General features: G+C 65.9%; 20 protein-coding genes and 1 pseudogene. 7 read left to right on the forward strand and 14 right to left on the reverse strand.

Going from position 1 to position 17,111, the window contains the following annotated elements:
- Positions 1-132 precede the first annotated feature (132 nt).
- Positions 133-402, reverse strand: coding sequence for a hypothetical protein (locus PHA81_RS16710; RefSeq protein ID WP_005042842.1), 270 nt, complete (start codon positions 400-402; stop codon positions 133-135).
- 129 nt (positions 403-531) lie between these two features.
- On the opposite strand from PHA81_RS16710, the gene PHA81_RS16715 reads away from it, so the two are divergent.
- Positions 532-1,485, forward strand: a complete 954-nt coding sequence (locus tag PHA81_RS16715; RefSeq protein WP_005042840.1) for a phytoene/squalene synthase family protein — start codon at positions 532-534, stop codon at positions 1,483-1,485.
- A gap of 64 nt (positions 1,486-1,549) precedes the next feature.
- Here PHA81_RS16715 and cruF read toward each other — a convergent pair whose 3' ends face one another.
- The 4 genes from cruF to PHA81_RS16735 form a co-directional block, all read right to left on the reverse strand.
- A complete protein-coding gene (gene cruF / locus PHA81_RS16720; protein ID WP_005042837.1) occupies positions 1,550-2,389 on the reverse strand; it encodes a bisanhydrobacterioruberin hydratase in 840 nt (279 codons plus the stop codon).
- Positions 2,379-3,278 (reverse strand): prenyltransferase, encoded by a 900-nt coding sequence (locus PHA81_RS16725; protein WP_005042835.1) that lies wholly within the window; start codon positions 3,276-3,278, stop codon positions 2,379-2,381. The genes cruF and PHA81_RS16725 overlap by 11 nt, the downstream gene beginning before the upstream one ends.
- Complete coding sequence (crtI, locus tag PHA81_RS16730) at positions 3,275-4,804, reverse strand: phytoene desaturase family protein (RefSeq protein WP_005042832.1); 1,530 nt, start codon at positions 4,802-4,804, stop codon at positions 3,275-3,277. Before crtI ends, PHA81_RS16725 begins: the two co-directional genes overlap by 4 nt.
- A 91-nt stretch (positions 4,805-4,895) precedes the next feature.
- Positions 4,896-5,474 (reverse strand): NUDIX domain-containing protein, encoded by a 579-nt coding sequence (locus PHA81_RS16735; RefSeq protein ID WP_005042831.1) that lies wholly within the window; start codon positions 5,472-5,474, stop codon positions 4,896-4,898.
- Between the two features lie 136 nt (positions 5,475-5,610).
- Here PHA81_RS16735 and PHA81_RS16740 point away from each other — a divergent pair, with 136 nt between their 5' ends.
- The 4 genes from PHA81_RS16740 to PHA81_RS16755 all read left to right on the forward strand — a co-directional run bounded on the left by PHA81_RS16740 (position 5,611) and on the right by PHA81_RS16755 (position 8,706).
- The gene (locus PHA81_RS16740; protein WP_049910019.1) at positions 5,611-6,330 is read left to right on the forward strand and encodes an SDR family oxidoreductase; all 720 of its coding nucleotides are present in this window, start codon (positions 5,611-5,613) and stop codon (positions 6,328-6,330) included.
- 76 nt (positions 6,331-6,406) lie between these two features.
- Positions 6,407-7,270 (forward strand): hypothetical protein, encoded by an 864-nt coding sequence (locus PHA81_RS16745; RefSeq protein ID WP_005042826.1) that lies wholly within the window; start codon positions 6,407-6,409, stop codon positions 7,268-7,270.
- A 103-nt stretch (positions 7,271-7,373) separates the two neighbouring features.
- Complete coding sequence (locus PHA81_RS16750) at positions 7,374-8,018, forward strand: helix-turn-helix domain-containing protein (protein WP_005042824.1); 645 nt, start codon at positions 7,374-7,376, stop codon at positions 8,016-8,018.
- Positions 8,019-8,229: 211 nt separating this feature from the next.
- Positions 8,230-8,706 (forward strand): redoxin domain-containing protein, encoded by a 477-nt coding sequence (locus tag PHA81_RS16755; RefSeq protein WP_005042822.1) that lies wholly within the window; start codon positions 8,230-8,232, stop codon positions 8,704-8,706.
- A gap of 54 nt (positions 8,707-8,760) precedes the next feature.
- Here PHA81_RS16755 and PHA81_RS16760 read toward each other — a convergent pair whose 3' ends face one another.
- Positions 8,761-9,267, reverse strand: a complete 507-nt coding sequence (locus PHA81_RS16760) for a YkgJ family cysteine cluster protein (protein WP_152424459.1) — start codon at positions 9,265-9,267, stop codon at positions 8,761-8,763.
- Between the two features lie 166 nt (positions 9,268-9,433).
- Between PHA81_RS16760 and PHA81_RS16765 the strand changes: the two genes are divergently transcribed.
- Positions 9,434-10,249, forward strand: coding sequence for an aldo/keto reductase (locus PHA81_RS16765; RefSeq protein WP_005042815.1), 816 nt, complete (start codon positions 9,434-9,436; stop codon positions 10,247-10,249).
- A 24-nt stretch (positions 10,250-10,273) separates the two neighbouring features.
- Here PHA81_RS16765 and PHA81_RS16770 read toward each other — a convergent pair whose 3' ends face one another.
- The 5 genes from PHA81_RS16770 to PHA81_RS16790 all read right to left on the reverse strand — a co-directional run bounded on the left by PHA81_RS16770 (position 10,274) and on the right by PHA81_RS16790 (position 14,019).
- Positions 10,274-10,594 (reverse strand): transcription factor S, encoded by a 321-nt coding sequence (locus PHA81_RS16770; protein ID WP_005042814.1) that lies wholly within the window; start codon positions 10,592-10,594, stop codon positions 10,274-10,276.
- Positions 10,595-10,692: 98 nt separating this feature from the next.
- On the reverse strand, positions 10,693-11,478 hold the full coding sequence (locus PHA81_RS16775) for a YihY/virulence factor BrkB family protein (protein WP_005042813.1): 786 nt from the start codon (positions 11,476-11,478) through the stop codon (positions 10,693-10,695).
- Positions 11,479-11,678: 200 nt separating this feature from the next.
- Positions 11,679-12,494, reverse strand: a complete 816-nt coding sequence (speB, locus tag PHA81_RS16780) for an agmatinase (protein WP_005042811.1) — start codon at positions 12,492-12,494, stop codon at positions 11,679-11,681.
- Positions 12,495-12,502: 8 nt separating this feature from the next.
- Positions 12,503-12,877: a translation initiation factor IF-5A gene (locus PHA81_RS16785; RefSeq protein ID WP_005042809.1), complete on the reverse strand. Its 375-nt coding sequence runs from the start codon at positions 12,875-12,877 to the stop codon at positions 12,503-12,505.
- A 65-nt stretch (positions 12,878-12,942) separates the two neighbouring features.
- A complete protein-coding gene (locus PHA81_RS16790; protein ID WP_005042807.1) occupies positions 12,943-14,019 on the reverse strand; it encodes an aminotransferase class I/II-fold pyridoxal phosphate-dependent enzyme in 1,077 nt (358 codons plus the stop codon).
- A 126-nt stretch (positions 14,020-14,145) separates the two neighbouring features.
- On the opposite strand from PHA81_RS16790, the gene PHA81_RS16795 reads away from it, so the two are divergent.
- Positions 14,146-14,814 carry a TrkA family potassium uptake protein gene (locus PHA81_RS16795; RefSeq protein WP_049909989.1) on the forward strand — a complete coding sequence of 223 codons (669 nt, stop codon included), beginning with the start codon at positions 14,146-14,148 and terminating at the stop codon, positions 14,812-14,814.
- A 233-nt stretch (positions 14,815-15,047) separates the two neighbouring features.
- Here the strand turns inward: PHA81_RS16795 and hjc are convergent, their stop codons facing one another.
- The 3 genes and pseudogenes from hjc to PHA81_RS16810 all read right to left on the reverse strand — a co-directional run.
- Positions 15,048-15,473: a Holliday junction resolvase Hjc gene (gene hjc, locus PHA81_RS16800; protein WP_005042803.1), complete on the reverse strand. Its 426-nt coding sequence runs from the start codon at positions 15,471-15,473 to the stop codon at positions 15,048-15,050.
- Positions 15,470-16,747 (reverse strand): adenosylhomocysteinase, encoded by a 1,278-nt coding sequence (locus tag PHA81_RS16805; protein ID WP_005042802.1) that lies wholly within the window; start codon positions 16,745-16,747, stop codon positions 15,470-15,472. Before PHA81_RS16805 ends, hjc begins: the two co-directional genes overlap by 4 nt.
- Before the next feature lie 56 nt (positions 16,748-16,803).
- A pseudogene (locus PHA81_RS16810) lies at positions 16,804-17,028 on the reverse strand (IS6 family transposase); the annotation flags it as partial.
- Positions 17,029-17,111 lie beyond the last annotated feature (83 nt).

Consider the following 17,111-nt stretch of genomic DNA (forward strand, 5'->3'; position numbering starts at 1 on the left):
GAAAGCCGACGGTTTTCGTCACCACGAAACGGTGAAGCCGTTTCGAACGACTTCGCTCAGGAGAACCGGTTTTAGACGGGGTTCGACCGAGCGTCGGAGGCGCGAGGAGGACTCCGTGTAAACAGTGGGTGTCTAAACGCCGCTGACCGTCGAACGATATTCGGAAAGGTGTTCGTGGGCTTCTTGGACGTTTTCGCGGGCGTCGCCGTCGATCTGGGCTTCGATCTCGTTGAGCGCGTTCTCCATCCGGGCGATCCGGCCGTGGTCGGGGCCGCGGTCGGCGTCGGCGAGGTCGTCGAGCTGCTCCGCGAGCCCGTCGATGCGCTCGCGCAGATCGCCGTCGGTGTCCCGTCTCGCGTCGGCCAGCAGCTCCCCGGCGGTCCGGAGTTGATCGCGTGTCATAGACGCTCTCCTCCCCGTACGGATAAAACGATTGTGTCGCGTGCAAATGATGCTTCAACTATAATTTTTGCTTAGATGTTTCGGCGGACAAACACATAAGTTTCGCACGCACGAAGGGGTGACGTCCTCATGATTGACGACACGCAGCTCGCGGAAAGCAAGGCAATCCACCGTCGGACGGGGACCACGTTCTATGTCGCGACACGGCTACTCCCCGAACGCGTCCGGCACGCCACGTACGTTCTGTACGCCTTCTTCCGCGTCACCGACGAGATCGTCGACGATCCGAACGGCCCGCCGCCGGACGTCCAGCGCACGGAGCTCGATCGCATCCGCGAGGCGGCGCTCGGTCGTCGAGAGACCGACGACCAGGTGCTCGCGGCGTTCAGTGAGCTCCGCGAGCAGTACTCGATTCCCGACGAGGTAGTCACGGAGTTCATCGATGCGATGGCGACCGACATCACGAAACGCCGATACGAGACCTACGAGGAACTCGAAACCTACATGGGCGGGTCGGCGGCCGCGGTCGGCGAGATGATGACCGCCGTCATGGATCCCGACGATCCAGAGACCGCGAGGCCGCACGCCCGCGCGCTCGGCGAGGCGTTCCAGCTCTCCAATTTCCTCCGGGACGTCGGCGAGGACATCGTCGAGCGCGACCGGATCTACCTCCCACAAACGACGCTCGACGAGCACGGCGTCTCGGAAGGGCAGATCGAGCGCCGCGAGACGGACGAGAACTTCGCCGCCGCGGTGGCGAGCGAGCTCGAACGCACCGAGGAGCGCTACCGCGAGGGCGTCGCCGGGATCAAGTACCTCCCAGACGACTGCCAGTTCCCCGTCCTCCTTGCCGCCGTGCTCTACGCCGACCACCACCGGCTGATCCGCGCGCACGACTACGACGTGCTCTCGACGACGCCCGAGCTGAGCACCACGCGAAAGCTCTCCCTACTCGCACGCACCCGATGGCACTGGCTCTGGAACAAGGACCCCGAAGCGGTGTTCGCGAAAGTGAGTACCGTGCCGATGCCGGGCGCGACGCGGCCGGATTCGGGGGTTGGCGAGCCGCGCCCGATGGGCTGAGCCGTCGGCACTTTTGGCGTCGAATCTCAGTCGAAACCCAGAACGGCTGCTGTGCCGAACACAGTCAGGATCGTGAGTCGGCAATCGAGCCGACGGCGAAATCGAACCGATCGGTTTTGAGTAGACCACCAGCGAGAACGAGCGCGAGCGCCACTGGAATCCAGTTGCCGAAGTAGGCGTTGATCCCGCCCCAGAGTACGACGAAGCTCACGAGATCGTCGAGCATGAACCCACACTCGTCGAGCCGAGCGCGTAGCGCCGTGCGATCGAAGGTGAGATCGAGCACGAATACTGTAACTGTGGCCGACAGCACCCATCCCAAGTAATTCGAGACGGGAACGCCGTAGTAGACCCCCTCACCGTAGCTCCAGAAGCCGATCGCGACCGCGCCTGGATCGAGCACGAGATCGACGAGGAGCACCGTCGCGATCACCACGACGAGTCGGATGGCACGCCGTCTGGCTGCGTCGCCGAGCACGAGAAGACAGAGCAGGTAGCTGTTCAGGACGAGCGGGAGAAAAAAGACCGGCAGGCCGAGCGGAACCCCCGCCAGCATCGGCCCGAGCGCGATGGTGTACTCGAAGGTGCCGTACGGCCACCCTGTCGTCACCCCGATCAGCTCGATCCCGAAGGCGTAGGCGACGAGCACAGCGAGACCGAGCGACGCCCGGCGATCGAGCACCGGCACGAGTCCCGCCACGAGGGGGAGGCGCATCACGACCGTTCCGAGCAGGATGAGAGCGGGGTTGTAGCGCAACGGCGGGCCGACGAGGGCCTCGGCGCTCGCGAGAAGAAGGACTGCGCCGACGATCGGGAACACGACCGCGATGGTGAATCGGTTGTCGGCCACCAGATCGTCGAGTCGCGCTTCGATCCGTCGGCGGGTCGCTGTCTCAGCCGCCATAGATCAGGGTCCAGATCCCGCCGAGGGTCATGATCGTTCCGACGAGCGTGTTCACCGCGGGATACCACCAGTACGCGCGCTCGACCGCGACCGACGACCGTGCGATCGAGAACACCAGAACGGGGTACGCGAGCAGGAGCAGGGTGAAGAACGGGTGGACGACGAAAAACAGGATCGCCGCCGCGAGCCAGCACGCCCCACAGTAGGCGTAGGTTCGGCGTTCGCCCAATGCTGTGGCGGTTGTCCGGATGCCTGCCTCGCGATCGGGCTCGATGTCGGGGATCGCGGAGAAGGTGTGCATCCCCATCGTCCAGAGCCAGCCACCGAGTACGGCGGCGAGCGGCGGCACGGCGTCAGCGACGGCGATGTAGCCGACCACCCCTGGGAGGACGTACAGCCCGTTCGAAACCGAGTCGAGCGGCGGAGTCGTCTTGAATCGGAAGGGTGGCGCGCTGTACGCGACCGCGAGGAAGCCGAAGACGGCGAACGCCGCGAGTTCGCTCGGGGGGAGGACGGGAACGAACGCCAGCCCGAGGAGGCCGCTCGCGAGCACCGCCCAGAGCACGCCCTGATCGCCCGAGTAGCGCACCTCCCGGTCGTCCTTCTTCGGGTTTTCGGCGTCGATGTCGGCATCGAAAACGTCGTTGACGCCGTAGAGGAAGACGTTGGCGGGGACGAGGAAGTACGCAAACAGCGCGACGGCGACGGGTGAGAGGACGTCGGTGGGCGCGTCGGCGGCGTAGACCACGCCGACGATCACCGGACCGGCGAGGTAGAGCCAAAAACGCGGGCGTGAGAGCCGGAGGAGGTAGCCCAACCATGTGGATTCGGGCGGCGCGAGCGCTCCGAGCCGGTCGACCGTCCGGCGGACGCGCTCGCCGACGCTCATCGGTGGTCGTCGATCACGGCGTTCGCGGCGTGCTCGCCGCTGATCAGACACATCGGGACGCCGATCCCCGGTGTGGTGTACGAGCCGGTGAAGTAGAGGTCCGGGACGGCTTCGGAGCGATGCGGCGGTCGGAACAGCGCGGTCTGGCGGAGTGTATGGGCGAGACCGAGCGCGGTCCCCTGGCGGCTGTTGTAGCGCTCGGCGAAGTCCGAGACCGAGAAGGTTTCCTCGACCACGATCCGGTCTTCGAGATCGACGCCGGTGTTCGCGGCGATGTCGTCGAGCACGGTCTCGCGATAGCGCTCCCGTGTTTCGGGCGAATCGTCGAGGCCTGGCGCGATCGGCACGAGCGCGAAGAGGTTCGAGTGACCGTCGGGCGCGACGGTATCGTCGGTCTTCGAGGGGACACAGAGGTAGTACGCCGGATCGTCGGGCCACGCCGGCTCGTCGAAGATCTGAGCGAAGTGGCCGTCCCAGTCAGTCGGCAGCACGAGAGTGTGATGCGCGAGCGGGTCGACATCACCCTCGACGCCGAGATAGAGGAGGAAGGCGGAGGGCGCGAGCGTGCGATCGTCCCAGTAGCTCTCCGAGTACTGGCGCTCGTGTTCGGGCAGGAGCTCCTGCTCGGTGTGTGCGTAATCGGCATCGCTGACGACCGCATTTGGGCTGTGGGTTCCCGCCACGGTGTCGACGAGGAACTCGCCCCGCCGCCTGGTGATCTCGGTGACCTCTGCGCCGGTCTCGAACGTGACACCGAGCTCCCGGGCGAGATCGGCGATTCCGTCGACGACGCCGCCGAACCCACCCTCCGGGTAGTACACGCCGAGGTTGAAATCGACGTGACTCATCATGGTGTAGAGCGCGGGCGTGTTCTTCGGCGACCCGCCAAGGAAGACGAGGGTGTACTGCATGATCTGCTGGAGCTTCGGGTGCTCGAAGTAGTTCGAGACGTGCCCCTCCATCGAGCGGAGCAGGTTCAGCCCGACCGGCGCGGATCGAAACACCTCGCTGTCGACCCAGTCCCGCAAGCGGGGGCGATCAGTGTAGACGAACCGCTCCATCGCGGCCTCGTAGGTCGACTCGCTCTGGGCCAGGTAGTCGTCGAAGGCTTCGGCCGCGCCGTCCTCGTAGGATTCGAACGTCGCCCGGACCTGATCCATATCGGGTGTGAGATCCACCCGGTCGCCGTCCTTGAAGAACACGCGGTAGTGGGGATCGAGACGGGAGAGACCGTAGTAGTCGGTCGGCTCTCTCCCGAAGTGACCGAAAAATCTCTCGAAGACGTCGGGCATCATATACCACGACGGTCCCATGTCGAACCGGAAGCCCTCGGTCTCGAACTGGGAGGCGCGCCCGCCCAGTTGATCGTTCTTTTCGAGCACGGTGACGTCGGCCCCTGCATCGGCGAGATAGCACGCCGCCGACAGCCCGCCGAAGCCACTGCCGACCACGGCGATCGATCGCCCGGCGAGCGGGTCGTCCGACCCCACTCCTGTCGTACTCGTTCCGCCCGAGAGCGAATCCATGTACTCGTTCACACGGCCGCGGCGCATAAAAACCGCCGGACCCGCCGGCGTCGAGGGAGCCGAAGCGTTCGGTTCGTCCCGTCTCCGTCCGTCACTCTTCGAGCAATCGTTTCGTGGATGGCAGCAGTCGATCGGCGCTCGGTGGCTCGGCGAACCACGCGGCCCCGTTGAGTTCGCCTGGCTGGATCGCGATCGAGCCGCCCTCGTACTCGGCGTGAAAGAACGCGCGGAGCACGTGGAGACGCTCGTCGTACCCCTCACAGGTGGCGACCTCGTGGCGCAGGTGGTTCAGCCCCGTCGGCGAAGCCGCGATTCCCACCTCTTCGAGCAACTCTCGCCGGACAGTCGCCTCCATCGTCTCGTCGCCCTCCTGGCCGCCGCCAGGCACGCCCCACTTCGATCCGCCCCGTCCCAGGATGAGGAGCACGCGCTCCCGCTCGTCGCCGTCGACGGCCATCGACTCGGTGAGTTCGGGTAGTCGTTCCGGGGGCCGATGGACGAGCGCGTACGCACTTCCGATGTAGCCGGTAGTGGACAGTTCGCTCCACTCCTCGAACTCATCGGCGTCCGGTGTATCGTGGCGCTCGCGGACGGGCGCTTCGCCGAAGCGATCGAACAGCCGATCGCGACGGCGCTCGATTTCGTCGAGATTGATCTCTCGATGGGTCATGAACCCGATCCAGCAGCCAGCACGTCTTGAGTCCGTCGAGACGATCGACGCCTCTCCCGCCGGACGATGGCCGACGATCAGCGGTCGATGCCGCCGGGACGGAAACGGGTATCGGGTTGCCGGCTTCACTGAGTGTATGGACGACACCACCGCACTCGTTACCGGCGCCAGTCGCGGGATCGGCGCGGCACTTGCGCGACGGTTCGTCGCCGAAGGCGCACACGTCGTCGGCTGTGCGCGCGACGCCGACGCGCTCGAAACGCTCGCCGAGGAGATCCGAGCGGGCAGCGACGACACGGACGACGCGAACGGCGGGATCACCGTCCAGCGCGCGGACGTCCGTGACGAGTACGACGTCGAACGTCTCGTGGAGACCGCCGCCAGAGCTGGTGAAAGCGACGGGATCGATCTCGTGGTGGCGAACGCGGGCGTCTATCACGGTTCGGCGGGCGAAACGCCGCTCGACGAGGAGAGCTACGCCGCTGTCGACGAGCATCTCCGGACGAACGCCCGTGGCGTTTTTTCCACCGTCCGAGAATCGCTTCCCCACCTCGCAACCAACGGCCGCGTACTGGTGCCCTCGGGATCAGTCGCCCGGGAAGCACGGTCCGGCATGGGTTCGTACGCCGTCTCGAAGGCCGCGGCGGAGGCGCTCGCGCGCGGGTTCGCGGTCGAGATCGACCAGTCCGTGGGCGTCGTCGATCCGGGTCAGGTCGCGACTGATCTCGCGGGCGATCAGGGACGTGATCCCGAGGAGATCGCCGAGATGTTCGTCTGGGCGGCGACTGTCATCGAGCCCGACGATCTCGACGGCGAGATCCTCGACCTCCGCGCGTGGCGGCAAGCGACTCGCTGAGACGGTAGTCCTAGTGGTGAGTGGTCGTCCGCCACCCGACGGGCATATTAACGACCAACACCTCGTTGCTAATCGAATGGGTATCAACGAGACAGACGATGGTGTTGAATTCGGGTCAGTCCCGTGGCTCGGCATTGCCGGAACGGGCGCGCTCGTGTGCCTCTCGGTCGTCGGGGCGACGGCGGGCCTCTGGAAAGTGCTCGTCGTCGGCTGGGTCGCGTTCGCCGCGATGGCCGGCGGGGCACTCGTGGGATCACGCTCGGCGACCGCCGACACCCACGCGGAGCGGTTGGTCTGGGGGTACGGTCTCGCGAGCGGCGCGATGGTCACGAGTGCCGCCGTCTTCCTCGTCCCGCAGGCGATCGGGTACGACCCGAAGATCGGCGGGTTCGGGATCGCCGCCGGGCTGCTCGCGGGCTACACCGGCCACACCGTCGGCCACCGATTCGCCCACCGTGATCTCCCCATAGAAACCACGACCGCCCAGCTCACCGCGCATTCGCTGACGGCCGGGATCGTCATCGGGACCGTCTACACGCTGCTGCCCGATCTCGGCCTCCTGCTGGGACTCGGAATCGTCTCACATAAGGGACCTGCGGGCTACGCCGCCGCACAGCGGCTCCAGCGGCGCGACATGCCGGTCGGGATGGTCGTGCTCCCGGCGGCCGGGGTTGGGGTCGCGGCGCTCCTCGCGGGGTTGCTCCAGCCGCCGTCGTCGATGGCGGTCTCGGCCGCGGTCTTCGGGTTCGCCGCCGGACTCTTCCTTCACGTCGCGATGGACTTCCTGCCGGAGTGTGAGGTCGGTGGCGAAGTCGGTGAGGTAGCGGCGCTCACCGGCGACGACCACGCGCTGCTCGACCGCCTCCGGGTTCACGCGGTGGCGAGCACCGCGGTCGGCGCGGGGGCAGTGTTTCTCGCGTGGCTGGCGCTCGCCGCCTGACGCGTCGCGCCGGTCTCCAGTCGATTCCGGCCTGGTTCCGATCTCGTGTCGAATGACCGACGGAAGGGGAAGTGTTTTGCTATTCAGTACCATACCGTCACGCATGGGCGTCATCGCCGAGTTCAGTCTCGCGCCGGAGAAACTCTCGTTCGCGACGGCGCTCTCGGCCGCACCGTCGGTCGAGTTCGAAATCGAGCGGGAGTACGGGACGCGCTCGGCAACGCCGGTCGCGTTCTGTTGGGCGCGCGGTGACGATCTCGCGACGTTCGATCGCGGACTCGAACGCGACGAGACCGTGACCGACATCCAACGGCTGAGCGAATCGGACGACCGACGACTCTATCGCGTGCGACTGACTGGCACAGCTCCCGTCATGACTTACGACGCGTGGATCGATCTCGGGGCAGCCCGCCTCGAAATGTGCTACACCGACGGACGATGGCACACAAGAATGCGGTTTCCCGATCGCGAAGCACTGACCACGTTCAGTGGGTTCTGTGACGAGCACGGACTCGAGTTCCGACTCGACCGACTGTACGACACCGATCCCAGCGACGGACCACCGCGGGATCGGCTCACGTCCTGCCAGCGCGAAACCCTCCAGTTGGCCCACGAACGCGGCTACTTCGACATCCCACGTCAGGCCACTCTCGGCGACCTCGCCGAGGATCTCGGTGTCTCGAACCAGGCTGTTTCCGAACGGCTCCGTCGCGGCTGTGCGCGGCTCGTCGGCGATCTGTTCGGCTAAAGGTGCTTGCTATGTCATCGCGAATCGTTTAGTCGAGCGATTGCCTATCGGCGGTCGGGGATCGTCCTTCGGGGCGGGTTCCGTTGCGTGGCATCGCATACTCGACCGCCCCACCGTTTTCGTCCCCCATCGTGCCCGGAATCGGCCGAAATGGCAGTCTCTCAACCAGCGAACCATATGCTCTTGTTTCCGGCGTGTGTACCCAGAAGTGATGGTTTCTGATGGCGATTCCGCCCCTGACTTCACCGCAAAGCTCGCCGGCGACGAGCCGGCGGAATTCACGCTCTCGGAACAGTTCGGCGAGGCACCGCTCGTGCTCGCCTTCTTCCCGGGTGCGTTCACGCCGCCGTGTACCAACGAGATGGTGGCGTTTCAGGACGACCTCGACGCTCTTCGCGGGACCGGGGCGACCCTGTACGGGATCAGCGCCGACTCGCCGTTCTCCCAGGCCGCGTTCCAAGACGAACACGGTCTGGAGTTCGATCTCGTGAGCGACATGGATCGAGCGGCCATCGAGGCCTACGACGTGAGCCTCGACATCGACGATCTCGGGCTCCAGGGCGTGGCCGAGCGCGCGATCTTCGTCATCGACGGCGACGGGACGATTACGTACTCGTGGGTCGCCGACGATCCGACCAACGAGCCCGACTACGACGCGGTCCACGAGGCTGCCGAGGCCGCGGCGTAAGCTCGTACGAACGCCGACCCACAGCCGGCCGCTTTCTTCGGTACTCTCGGGTAGCTACAGCTCGATCTTCGTTTCGGGGTTTTCCAGCGACCAGAGCACCTCGGGAAGAAAGGCGTCGAGGTTGTCGATCACGCGGCGCTCGCTCACGTCGAGACCCTCGCAGTGTTCTTCGGCCTCGTCGCGTACCGTCACGCGGATCTCACCGTTCTCGTAGTGGACTTCGAGCGGGAACACCGAACACCGCGCGGGCTTCCAGTCGTGTTCGGCGTGGAGCGAACACAGGCCGTCCTCGCCGAGGAAGTAACACGCCGCGCCGTCGTCGCCAGTGTGGTCGTCTCTGTCCTTTTGCTCACGGCGGACGAACTGCTCGCCGTGGGCGGTCGTGGTGGCGTCGTTCAGGTTCGCGCGTTGGGCGAGGCCGAGGAGATCGTGATCGTAGAGCAACACGCCGTGGCCACAGCACCACGTACACGAGTCGACGCACTCGAAGGTGAGGTCGGGATCGAACGCCACGACCGCCTCACAGCCGGGATGGACCTCGACGCGGCGTGGCTCGTTCACGAACGAGATCCGTGCTGTGGCGGACAAAGGCTTTCGGTCGGCGTCACGCCGGTCGTTCGCGACCGTTTCACCGAGAATTGGATCCCTGTCGGGAGTCGCGAGGCGGGCACACCAGCCATCGCCGGCAACCGAATCTTGAAGCCTGGCCGCAAACACGTCTCTCGGGATGCAACAGATCACCGTGGATGGCACGACGGTCCCCGCACTCGGCTTCGGCACGTCGGGAATGGACACCGACGACGAGCGGTATCGGGCCGTCTCGGCCGCGCTCGACGCGGGCTATCGCCACGTCGACACCGCACAGATGTACGAGAGCGAATCGGCGGTCGGCGACGCGATGGGTGATTCCGGAATCGACCGCGAGGAGGTGTTCGTCACCACGAAGCTGTTGGGCGAGAATCGCGCCCACGACGCGGTGATCGAGTCGACCCGCGACAGCCTCGACCGCCTCGACACCGAGTACGTCGATCTCCTCCTGATCCACTCGCCCGATCAGGAGGTGGCTCACGAGGAGACCCTTGACGCGATGAACGAACTCGTCGAGGAGGGAACGGTGGAGAACATCGGTGTCTCGAACTTCTCGGTCGAAGAGACGCGCGCGGCGATCGAGCACTCCGATGCGCCGATCCTCACGAACCAGGTCGAGTACAACGTCCACGAGCGCCGGGACGACCTGCTCTCGCTCTGTCTCGACGAGGACGTGATGCTCACCGCCTACAGCCCGCTCGGGGTCGGCGATTGCCTCGACAACGAGGTGGTCACGGGGATCGCCGACGACCACGACAAGACGGCCGCCCAGGTCGCGATCCGGTGGCTGCTCCAACAGCCGCTGGTGTCGCCGATCCCGATGTCATCGAACCCCGAGCACGTCCGGGCGAACGCCGACGTGTTCGACTTCGAACTCACGGACGACGAGATGCGCGATCTGTTCGCCATCGGCGGCGATCTCGACGACGATCTCGCTGGGAAACTCGGACTGTAGTCGGTTCGTGACGGCGAACGGTTCTTAGCTGTACCCACGCCAGCGATGACCGCACTCGGTACATTTGAAGAATCGCGTCGGCGGCTCGTCGGCCGAGCCGGTCTGCTTGATGGTGTACCACGCACGATCGTTGCCACAGTCGTCGCACTCGACCTCGGCGGTGGGTTTGCCCTCGTCGGCGGCGTCCTCGCTGGTTTCGATCACGTCGTCGGTGGTCTGGGATTCGGTGCTCACGAACGCCGCTGCGCGCTCGCCGTCCTTCGGGACGCGCTCGCCACAGTCGGCGCACACCATCTCGTCGCCGTCTGCGTGCATCATCGATCCGCACTCGTCGCAGAACTGCATGCGGGGGTCCACGGGAGCGACCGTGAAAAGCACCCGGACAGCGGCCCAGTGGGATCGTTCTCGTCGTCGGCGTCCCCGGGTCGATGACGTCGAACGACTCAGCCGTGGCCCCCGAGAACGGCGTTCACGGCCGCTCCGGTGAGGAGGATGAACATGCTCGCGTACACCCAGATCAGCACCGAGAGCACCACACCGAGCACCTCGTAGGCCTCCTGCGTGATCGCGTAGGTGGCGTAGAGCTGAAAGATGACGTGAAAGAGTGCCCAGCCGATCGCGGCCACCACCGTGCCAGGGAGCACGTCGCGGGGCGTCACTTCGACGTTCGGAAACACGTAGTACAGCGGGAAGAACACGACCGCCAGCACGACCACGAACAGCAGCGGGTTGGCGAGCCGGGCGAGCGGCCCCAGCGGCACTACCGCGACAATCGCCCCGACGACCACCGACGCTGCGAGGCCACCAGTCACCGCGAGCACGGCCACGACGCCGTCGCCGAACTGTCGCCCGAGCGAGTCGTGAGTCGGAGCGTCGTAGATCGTCGCGAAGGCGATGTCGAGCCCGCGGAAGATCCTGAACAGGCTCCAGACCAGCGCACCAGCACCCAACACCACCAGTCCTGTTCGATCCGCCGCGCCCGTGATGGCGTTCGCGAGCAGCGCCCGCGCCCGCGGCGTGAGATACGGCTGTGTCAGTTCGACGAGATAGTCGACGCCGGCCTCGCCGCCGACCGCCGAAACCACGACGAGCGAGAGCAAGGAGACGGGAACCAGCGCGACGAACACGTGGTATGCGAGGCTCCCCGCGAGAAAGGGCACGTAGTTCCCGGTCACGTGACGAACGATCCGGCGGACAGTCGCGGCTGCGGCGGCGAGTCGCTCGTTCATGATCGGCGTTCCGACAGCGAGCCGTCACACCGAGCGACGACGATTCTCTGACCGGACACGGTACACCCGCTACGAGGAGCACGAGGATATACTGTGGGCCGGCACGTCACGGGACGGGCGATCGCACCGCTGTTCCCGGGCTCGATTCGGGGAGTGAAAGTGAAAATTGCCGTGGACCGTTCGAGACCGTGTCGGGACCGTCAGTCGTCGGTTCGGGCGTGAGCGTGGGTGTAGACGAACTCCCGGAGGAGTTTCGCTCCGAGCGCGGCCGCCTGGCCGTCGTCGCGGTCGTTCACCTCGACGAGATCGAACCCCACGGTCGACGGCGCGACCGATCGGACGACGGATCGGAGCTCGCGCGGTTCGAGCCCGAACGGTTCCATCGTGCCGGTCCCCGGTGCGAATCCGGGATCGGCGGCGTCGATGTCGACGCTACAGTAGACCGAAGTCCCGTCGTCGAAATCCGGCTCCCAGTCGGCCACGTCGCCGGGCGGGACCACCGTGACGTCGTCGCGGTCGGCGCGCTCCCACTCGGCTTCGCTGCCGGCGCGCGCGCCGAGGACGACGGCTCGATCGGCGATATCGAGCACGTGACGCGTGACGGTGGCATGGCTGTACTCGTCGCCCGCGTACGACTCCCGGAGATCGAGGTGGGCATCGAGACAGACGAACACGTCGGGCTCGGTCGCGCGCACGCCCGCGACGCTCACCGTGTGTTCGCCACCCACGAGCAGCGGGATGGCTCCGTCGTCGGCAGCGTCGCCGAGCAACCCCATGAGGAAGTCGAGATACTCCGTGACGTCCGTGAACGTGTCGAGATCGCCGGCGTCGTGGACGCCGAGGGCCGAAAAGCGGCGATCAGTTCGTCGATCGTAGTCGTCGAACGTTTTCGCGAACTGGCGCACCCGGCGGGGACCGAAGCGTGCGCCGGGCTGAAACGTGGTCGAGCGGTCGAGCGGCGCGCCGACGAGGACGTAGTCGGCGTCGTCCCGTTCGGCGCTCGCGTCGGGGAACACCGCAGTCCTCAGACGATCTTTCGCTGCTCGTCCATCTCGAGATACTCGATCTCGTCGTCGGGCGCGAGGTCGGCGTCGCCGGTCTTGATCGTGAACGTCTCGTAGGTGTCGAGCGCCATCACCTGGGAGACGTCGTCGGACTCGACACTCACGACCTGGCCCTGCTTTCGGTGGATGATCGGGACCCAGACCTTCGCGTCGACGGGTTGGGTGAAGTTGCGCTTGTTCCCGTCGAAGACGCCCGTGCCCTCGACACGGGCCTTCGCGCTGCCGTGCTTGCCCGGTTTCGCCGTGCTGTACGCCGTGATCTTGCACGGCGCGTCGTCGATCATCACGTAGCTACCCTCGCCGAGGTCGCGCACCTGCGTCTGCTCTCTGGCCATAGCCGTGATTGCTAACCCGGCAGTATAAACGGTTTGGAAGCAGCCCTGTCGTTCCCCGATGGCCGCTACTCGGTCGTGTGTGCTTCGATCACCCGACCGACCCGTTCGAGCCCCTCGTCGAGCTCGTCGGCCGGGAGCCCGAACCCGATCCGAAACCGGTCGTCGAACCCGAAGACGTCGCCCGGTGCGAGCACCACGCTCTCTTCTTCGACCACCGTCCGGCAGAACTCGCGGGCGTCCGTGAACCCCGATGGAACCGTCGGAAACCCGTTGACGCCGACGGGGTCGTGCCAGTCGAGACCGTGTTCGTCGACGAACTCCCGGACGACCTCGTGGTTCCGGCGGGCGTGCTTGCGGTTCTCGTCGAGGATCGTCTTCTCCTGCTCGCCGAGGGCCTGGCGCGCGATATGCTGGCCGAAGATCGAAGGCGAGATCGTGGTGTAATCCTTCCAGCGTCGCGCCGCATCGGCGATCTCGGGCGGGCCACACAGCCAGCCGAACCGGAGGCCGGCGAGGCCGTAGGCCTTGGTGAGACTCGTCGTACTGATCCCCCACTCACCGAGACTCGCGACAGGAGGAAGGGGATCGTCGGCGAGCAGCCGGTACACTTCGTCACAGAGGAGGTAGGCGTCGTTGTCGGCCGCGAGATCGTAGAGCGCCTCGATCCGCTCGCCCGAGTGGTATCGTCCGGTGGGGTTGTTCGGGTTGTTGCAGACCACGAGTCGTGTGTCGGGTTCGATCGCGTCGGCGACCGCATCCACGTCAAGGCGCCAGTCCGGCGGCGTGAGTTCGACGCGAGTGACATCCGCGATCGCCTCGGGAAGCGCGTAGAGGGACTGGTAGGTCGGGGTCACGACCACCGCGTGATCGTCAGGGTCGAGCGTCGCGAGGACAGCGAGCAGATTGGCCTCCTGCGTGCCACAGGTAAAGAGGAGGTCGTCGGCCGAGCGGTCGTAGCGGTCGGCGACCTGTGCCCGGAACTCGGGGTCGCCATCGGTCGGGATCACGTAGCCGAGCTCGCCGGGATCGGTGTCGAACCGCGAGGAATCGAGGCTCCGGATACCGCTTTCGGCGAGCATGATGTCGGCGTCGTGTTCGTGCTCGTCGAACCAGCGTTCGAGCGTGAACGGTTCGATCTCCATATCACGACATCGACGAGCAGCGGCAAAAATTCGAGGGATGACGACCGCCCCATGAGACGACGATCGGTGCGAGCGATCCTCGGCAGGGGGTTAGTGTTTTTAATCCCGGGTGGCGTACCGGGCCGCATGAGATGTGTGATCGTCGGGTACGGTCGCGTCGGGATTCGGACCGCACAGATCCTCGCCGAAGAGGGCCACGACGTTCTCGTGATCGACAACGATCCGGCGAAGGTCGAACGCGCCCGCGAGGCGGGCTTTGCGGTCATCGAGGGCGACGGCGCGACCGACGATGTCCTCGCCGAGGCTGACCTCGACACTGCCGATGCGGTCGGCGGACTCACGGGCGATCCCGAGACCAACTTCACGGTGTGTACGGCCGCGAACGAGCGCGGCTGTCGCACGGTGTTACGGATCAGCGAGGAGTTCAGCGAGGCGGTCTACCAGCAGTACAGCGAGGGCGTCGACGAGATCGTCTACCCAGAGCAGTTGGGAGCCGCAGGGGCAAAGACCGCACTCCTCGGGGGCGATTTCAACGTCCTCGCCGACATCACCGAGAAGCTCGCGGCGACCACGCTCACCGTTCCCGAGGGATCACCGGCGATCGACGAACGCGTCGTCAGTCTCGACGTCCCGGAGGGTGTGCGGATCTACGCCCACGGTCGGGCGGGCGAAGCGATGGATATCCCGTTGCCGCGAACCGCGATCGAGGCCGGCGACCAGCTCGCGGTCGTCGCCGAACCGGACGCCGTGAGCGTCGTCCGCGACCGGCTCCGCGGGGACACAGGCGAGGCCTAGCGAGTCAGTCGATCGAAGACAGCGTCGAAAGAGCACGAGGAGGGGAGGGCGTCGCAGCGGGAACCGTCGCCGGGCGCGCGAGTGGGAGGATGGGGGGATTCGAGGCCGTCGGCGCGCCCGGATAGATCGACGATCGGTTGATACTTAAATCTGCGTCAGACATCCGCGTGACGAACGCCAGATCGGGGTCGTGGCAGCCTTGCGCCACCGCCGGCTCCCCCGGCACATCCTGCTTAGACGTCGTATTGGTCCAGCTGCGTGCGGGTCGACTGGCCGGTGAGTTCGTCGAAGTCGGTGCCCTCTTCGAGCGCGGTCTCCTTTTTGACGCGGTAGTTGCCACCGTCGGTGACGTAGCAGTCGCCCGGATGGAAGAAGTACCACGCTTCGCGGTCGAACCGTACTCCGATACGGGGTTTCGCGCCGAAGTTTTGGGCGAAGTAGACCAGCGCTTCGACCTCCTCGCCGGTGAGATAGATCGGGTCGCCCGCGGAGGATTTCGCCTCGATCGCGAAAAAATCACCGTCGTTACCGGCGAGCACGTCGGGGAGCTCGCGGTCGGTCGCGCTGCCGCTCGCCGGCGCGCGCATCACCGCGAACCCGGCATCGTCGAGCTCGTTGACGAGTTCGCGCTCCCGACGATCGCCCTTGGCGTTGCTCACGTTCCGTGATCCCAGCTTCCCATGTACTCCGTCTGTTCGTCGGAGAGTTCGTCGATCGCGAGCCCCTCGGCGTCGAGTTTGATCTCGGCGACCTCACGGTCGAGATCGTCGGGAACGTCGTGGACGCCCGGCTCGTACGCTGCCCCGCTGAGTTCGCGCACACAGACTGCCTGGACGCCGAAGCTCTGGTCCATCACCTCGACCGGGTGGCCGAGCGCGACCGGCGCGGCGAGGTTGACGAGTCGGCCCTCGGCGAGCACGTTCAGCCGCGTGCCGTCGTCGAGTTCGTACTCCTGAACCCCGGGCCGCACCTCACGGGTGCTCGCCGCGAGATCCGAGAGCCCGTCGAGGTCGATCTCGACGTCGAAGTGGCCCGCGTTCGCGAGCAGCGCGCCGTCGCCCATCCGCTCGAAGTGCTCGGCGGTGATGACGTCGCGGTTGCCGGTCGTGGTGACGAACACGTCGCCTTTCGCCGCGGCTTCGCTCATGGGAAGGACCTCGTACCCCTCCATGTGAGCCTCCAACGCGCGCCGGGGATCGACCTCGCAAACGACGACATGGGCGTTCTGGCCGGCGGCCTTCTTCGCGACACCCTGGCCACAGTAACCATACCCTGCGACGACGATCGTTTTCCCCGCAAACGAGAGGTTGGTGGTCATCGCGATCGCCGACAGCGCGGACTCACCCGTGCCGTGAACGTTGTCGAACAGCCGTTTCATCGGCGTGTCGTTCACCGCGAACACGGGGTACTCCAGCGCGCCGTCGTCGTCCATCGCGCGGAGGCGGTGGACGCCCGTCGTCGTCTCCTCGCACCCACCCACGATGGAGTCGATGAGTTCGGGATAGTCGTCGTGGATCGCGGCGACCATGTCCATCCCGTCGTCCACAGTAATCGTGGGCTCGTGGCCGATCACGGCCTCGATCGCGGCGTAGTAGGCGTCGTCGTCGACGCCGCGCTCGGCGTAGGAAGTGATCGATTCGTGGGCGTCGAGCGCCCGACTCACGTCGTCGTGGGTCGAAAGCGGGTTACAGCCTGTGATCGCGATCTCCGCGCCGGCGGCGGCGAGCGTCTCGGTGAGCACAGCAGTAGTGGCCTCGACGTGCATCGCCATCCCGATCCGCTCGCCCGCGAGAGGTTGTTCGGCCTCGAATTCCTCACGAAGCGCGCGCATGATCGGCATGTGCTCGCGTGCCCAGTCGATCTTCTGGCGGCCCGACTCGCGGGCGCTCTCGGGATCGTCGATACGGTCGGTGATCGGCGCGGCGTCGGTCATGGGTGAACCGAGAGCCAGCGCGCTCAAAACGCTACCGGACCCTACTTCGATAGTGTTCAGATAAGCTGGTTCCATGCGACGGCGAACGATCGCAACCACTCGTCGGCAGTTGCTGGATCGGCATGACTGAAACAGTTCGAGAACGAGGCGGTGCGTCGTTTTCCCTCGCGGAAGACACGTTCGACGCCGCTACGATTTCCATGCTGTTCGTCGCGGAAATCGAGGCCGTGGCGGCGGCAGGCTTCGTGTAGCGGTGTTGCACCGTCGACGAGAAACGTCGCCTGGCGAGGGCAAATAGTGCCAGTCCGGCAGCTCGACAGACGAACGACGCCGAAAGCAAGGTCGGTATCGATCCTGAGAGTCG

Origin of the sequence: Halococcus sp. PRR34 (genome assembly GCF_028617175.1) — an archaeon.
GTDB classification, from domain to species: Archaea; Halobacteriota; Halobacteria; order Halobacteriales; family Halococcaceae; genus Halococcus; species Halococcus salifodinae.

Excerpts from the sequence above, each read along its gene's own strand:
- PHA81_RS16735 (WP_005042831.1), bottom strand. The coding sequence starts at position 5,474 with ATGACCCATCGAGAGATCAATCTCGACGAAATCGAGCGCCGTCGCGAT.
- PHA81_RS16785 (WP_005042809.1), bottom strand. The coding sequence starts at position 12,877 with ATGGCCAGAGAGCAGACGCAGGTGCGCGACCTCGGCGAGGGTAGCTAC.
- PHA81_RS16770 (WP_005042814.1), bottom strand. The coding sequence starts at position 10,594 with ATGCAGTTCTGCGACGAGTGCGGATCGATGATGCACGCAGACGGCGAC.
- cruF (WP_005042837.1), bottom strand. The coding sequence starts at position 2,389 with ATGGCGGCTGAGACAGCGACCCGCCGACGGATCGAAGCGCGACTCGAC.
- PHA81_RS16745 (WP_005042826.1), top strand. The coding sequence starts at position 6,407 with ATGGGTATCAACGAGACAGACGATGGTGTTGAATTCGGGTCAGTCCCG.
- PHA81_RS16775 (WP_005042813.1), bottom strand. The coding sequence starts at position 11,478 with ATGAACGAGCGACTCGCCGCCGCAGCCGCGACTGTCCGCCGGATCGTT.
- PHA81_RS16725 (WP_005042835.1), bottom strand. The coding sequence starts at position 3,278 with ATGAGCGTCGGCGAGCGCGTCCGCCGGACGGTCGACCGGCTCGGAGCG.
- PHA81_RS16795 (WP_049909989.1), top strand. The coding sequence starts at position 14,146 with ATGAGATGTGTGATCGTCGGGTACGGTCGCGTCGGGATTCGGACCGCA.
- crtI (WP_005042832.1), bottom strand. The coding sequence starts at position 4,804 with ATGGATTCGCTCTCGGGCGGAACGAGTACGACAGGAGTGGGGTCGGAC.
- PHA81_RS16790 (WP_005042807.1), bottom strand. The coding sequence starts at position 14,019 with ATGGAGATCGAACCGTTCACGCTCGAACGCTGGTTCGACGAGCACGAA.
- PHA81_RS16765 (WP_005042815.1), top strand. The coding sequence starts at position 9,434 with ATGCAACAGATCACCGTGGATGGCACGACGGTCCCCGCACTCGGCTTC.
- PHA81_RS16805 (WP_005042802.1), bottom strand. The coding sequence starts at position 16,747 with ATGACCGACGCCGCGCCGATCACCGACCGTATCGACGATCCCGAGAGC.
- PHA81_RS16755 (WP_005042822.1), top strand. The coding sequence starts at position 8,230 with ATGGTTTCTGATGGCGATTCCGCCCCTGACTTCACCGCAAAGCTCGCC.
- PHA81_RS16740 (WP_049910019.1), top strand. The coding sequence starts at position 5,611 with ATGGACGACACCACCGCACTCGTTACCGGCGCCAGTCGCGGGATCGGC.
- PHA81_RS16750 (WP_005042824.1), top strand. The coding sequence starts at position 7,374 with ATGGGCGTCATCGCCGAGTTCAGTCTCGCGCCGGAGAAACTCTCGTTC.
- PHA81_RS16710 (WP_005042842.1), bottom strand. The coding sequence starts at position 402 with ATGACACGCGATCAACTCCGGACCGCCGGGGAGCTGCTGGCCGACGCG.
- PHA81_RS16715 (WP_005042840.1), top strand. The coding sequence starts at position 532 with ATGATTGACGACACGCAGCTCGCGGAAAGCAAGGCAATCCACCGTCGG.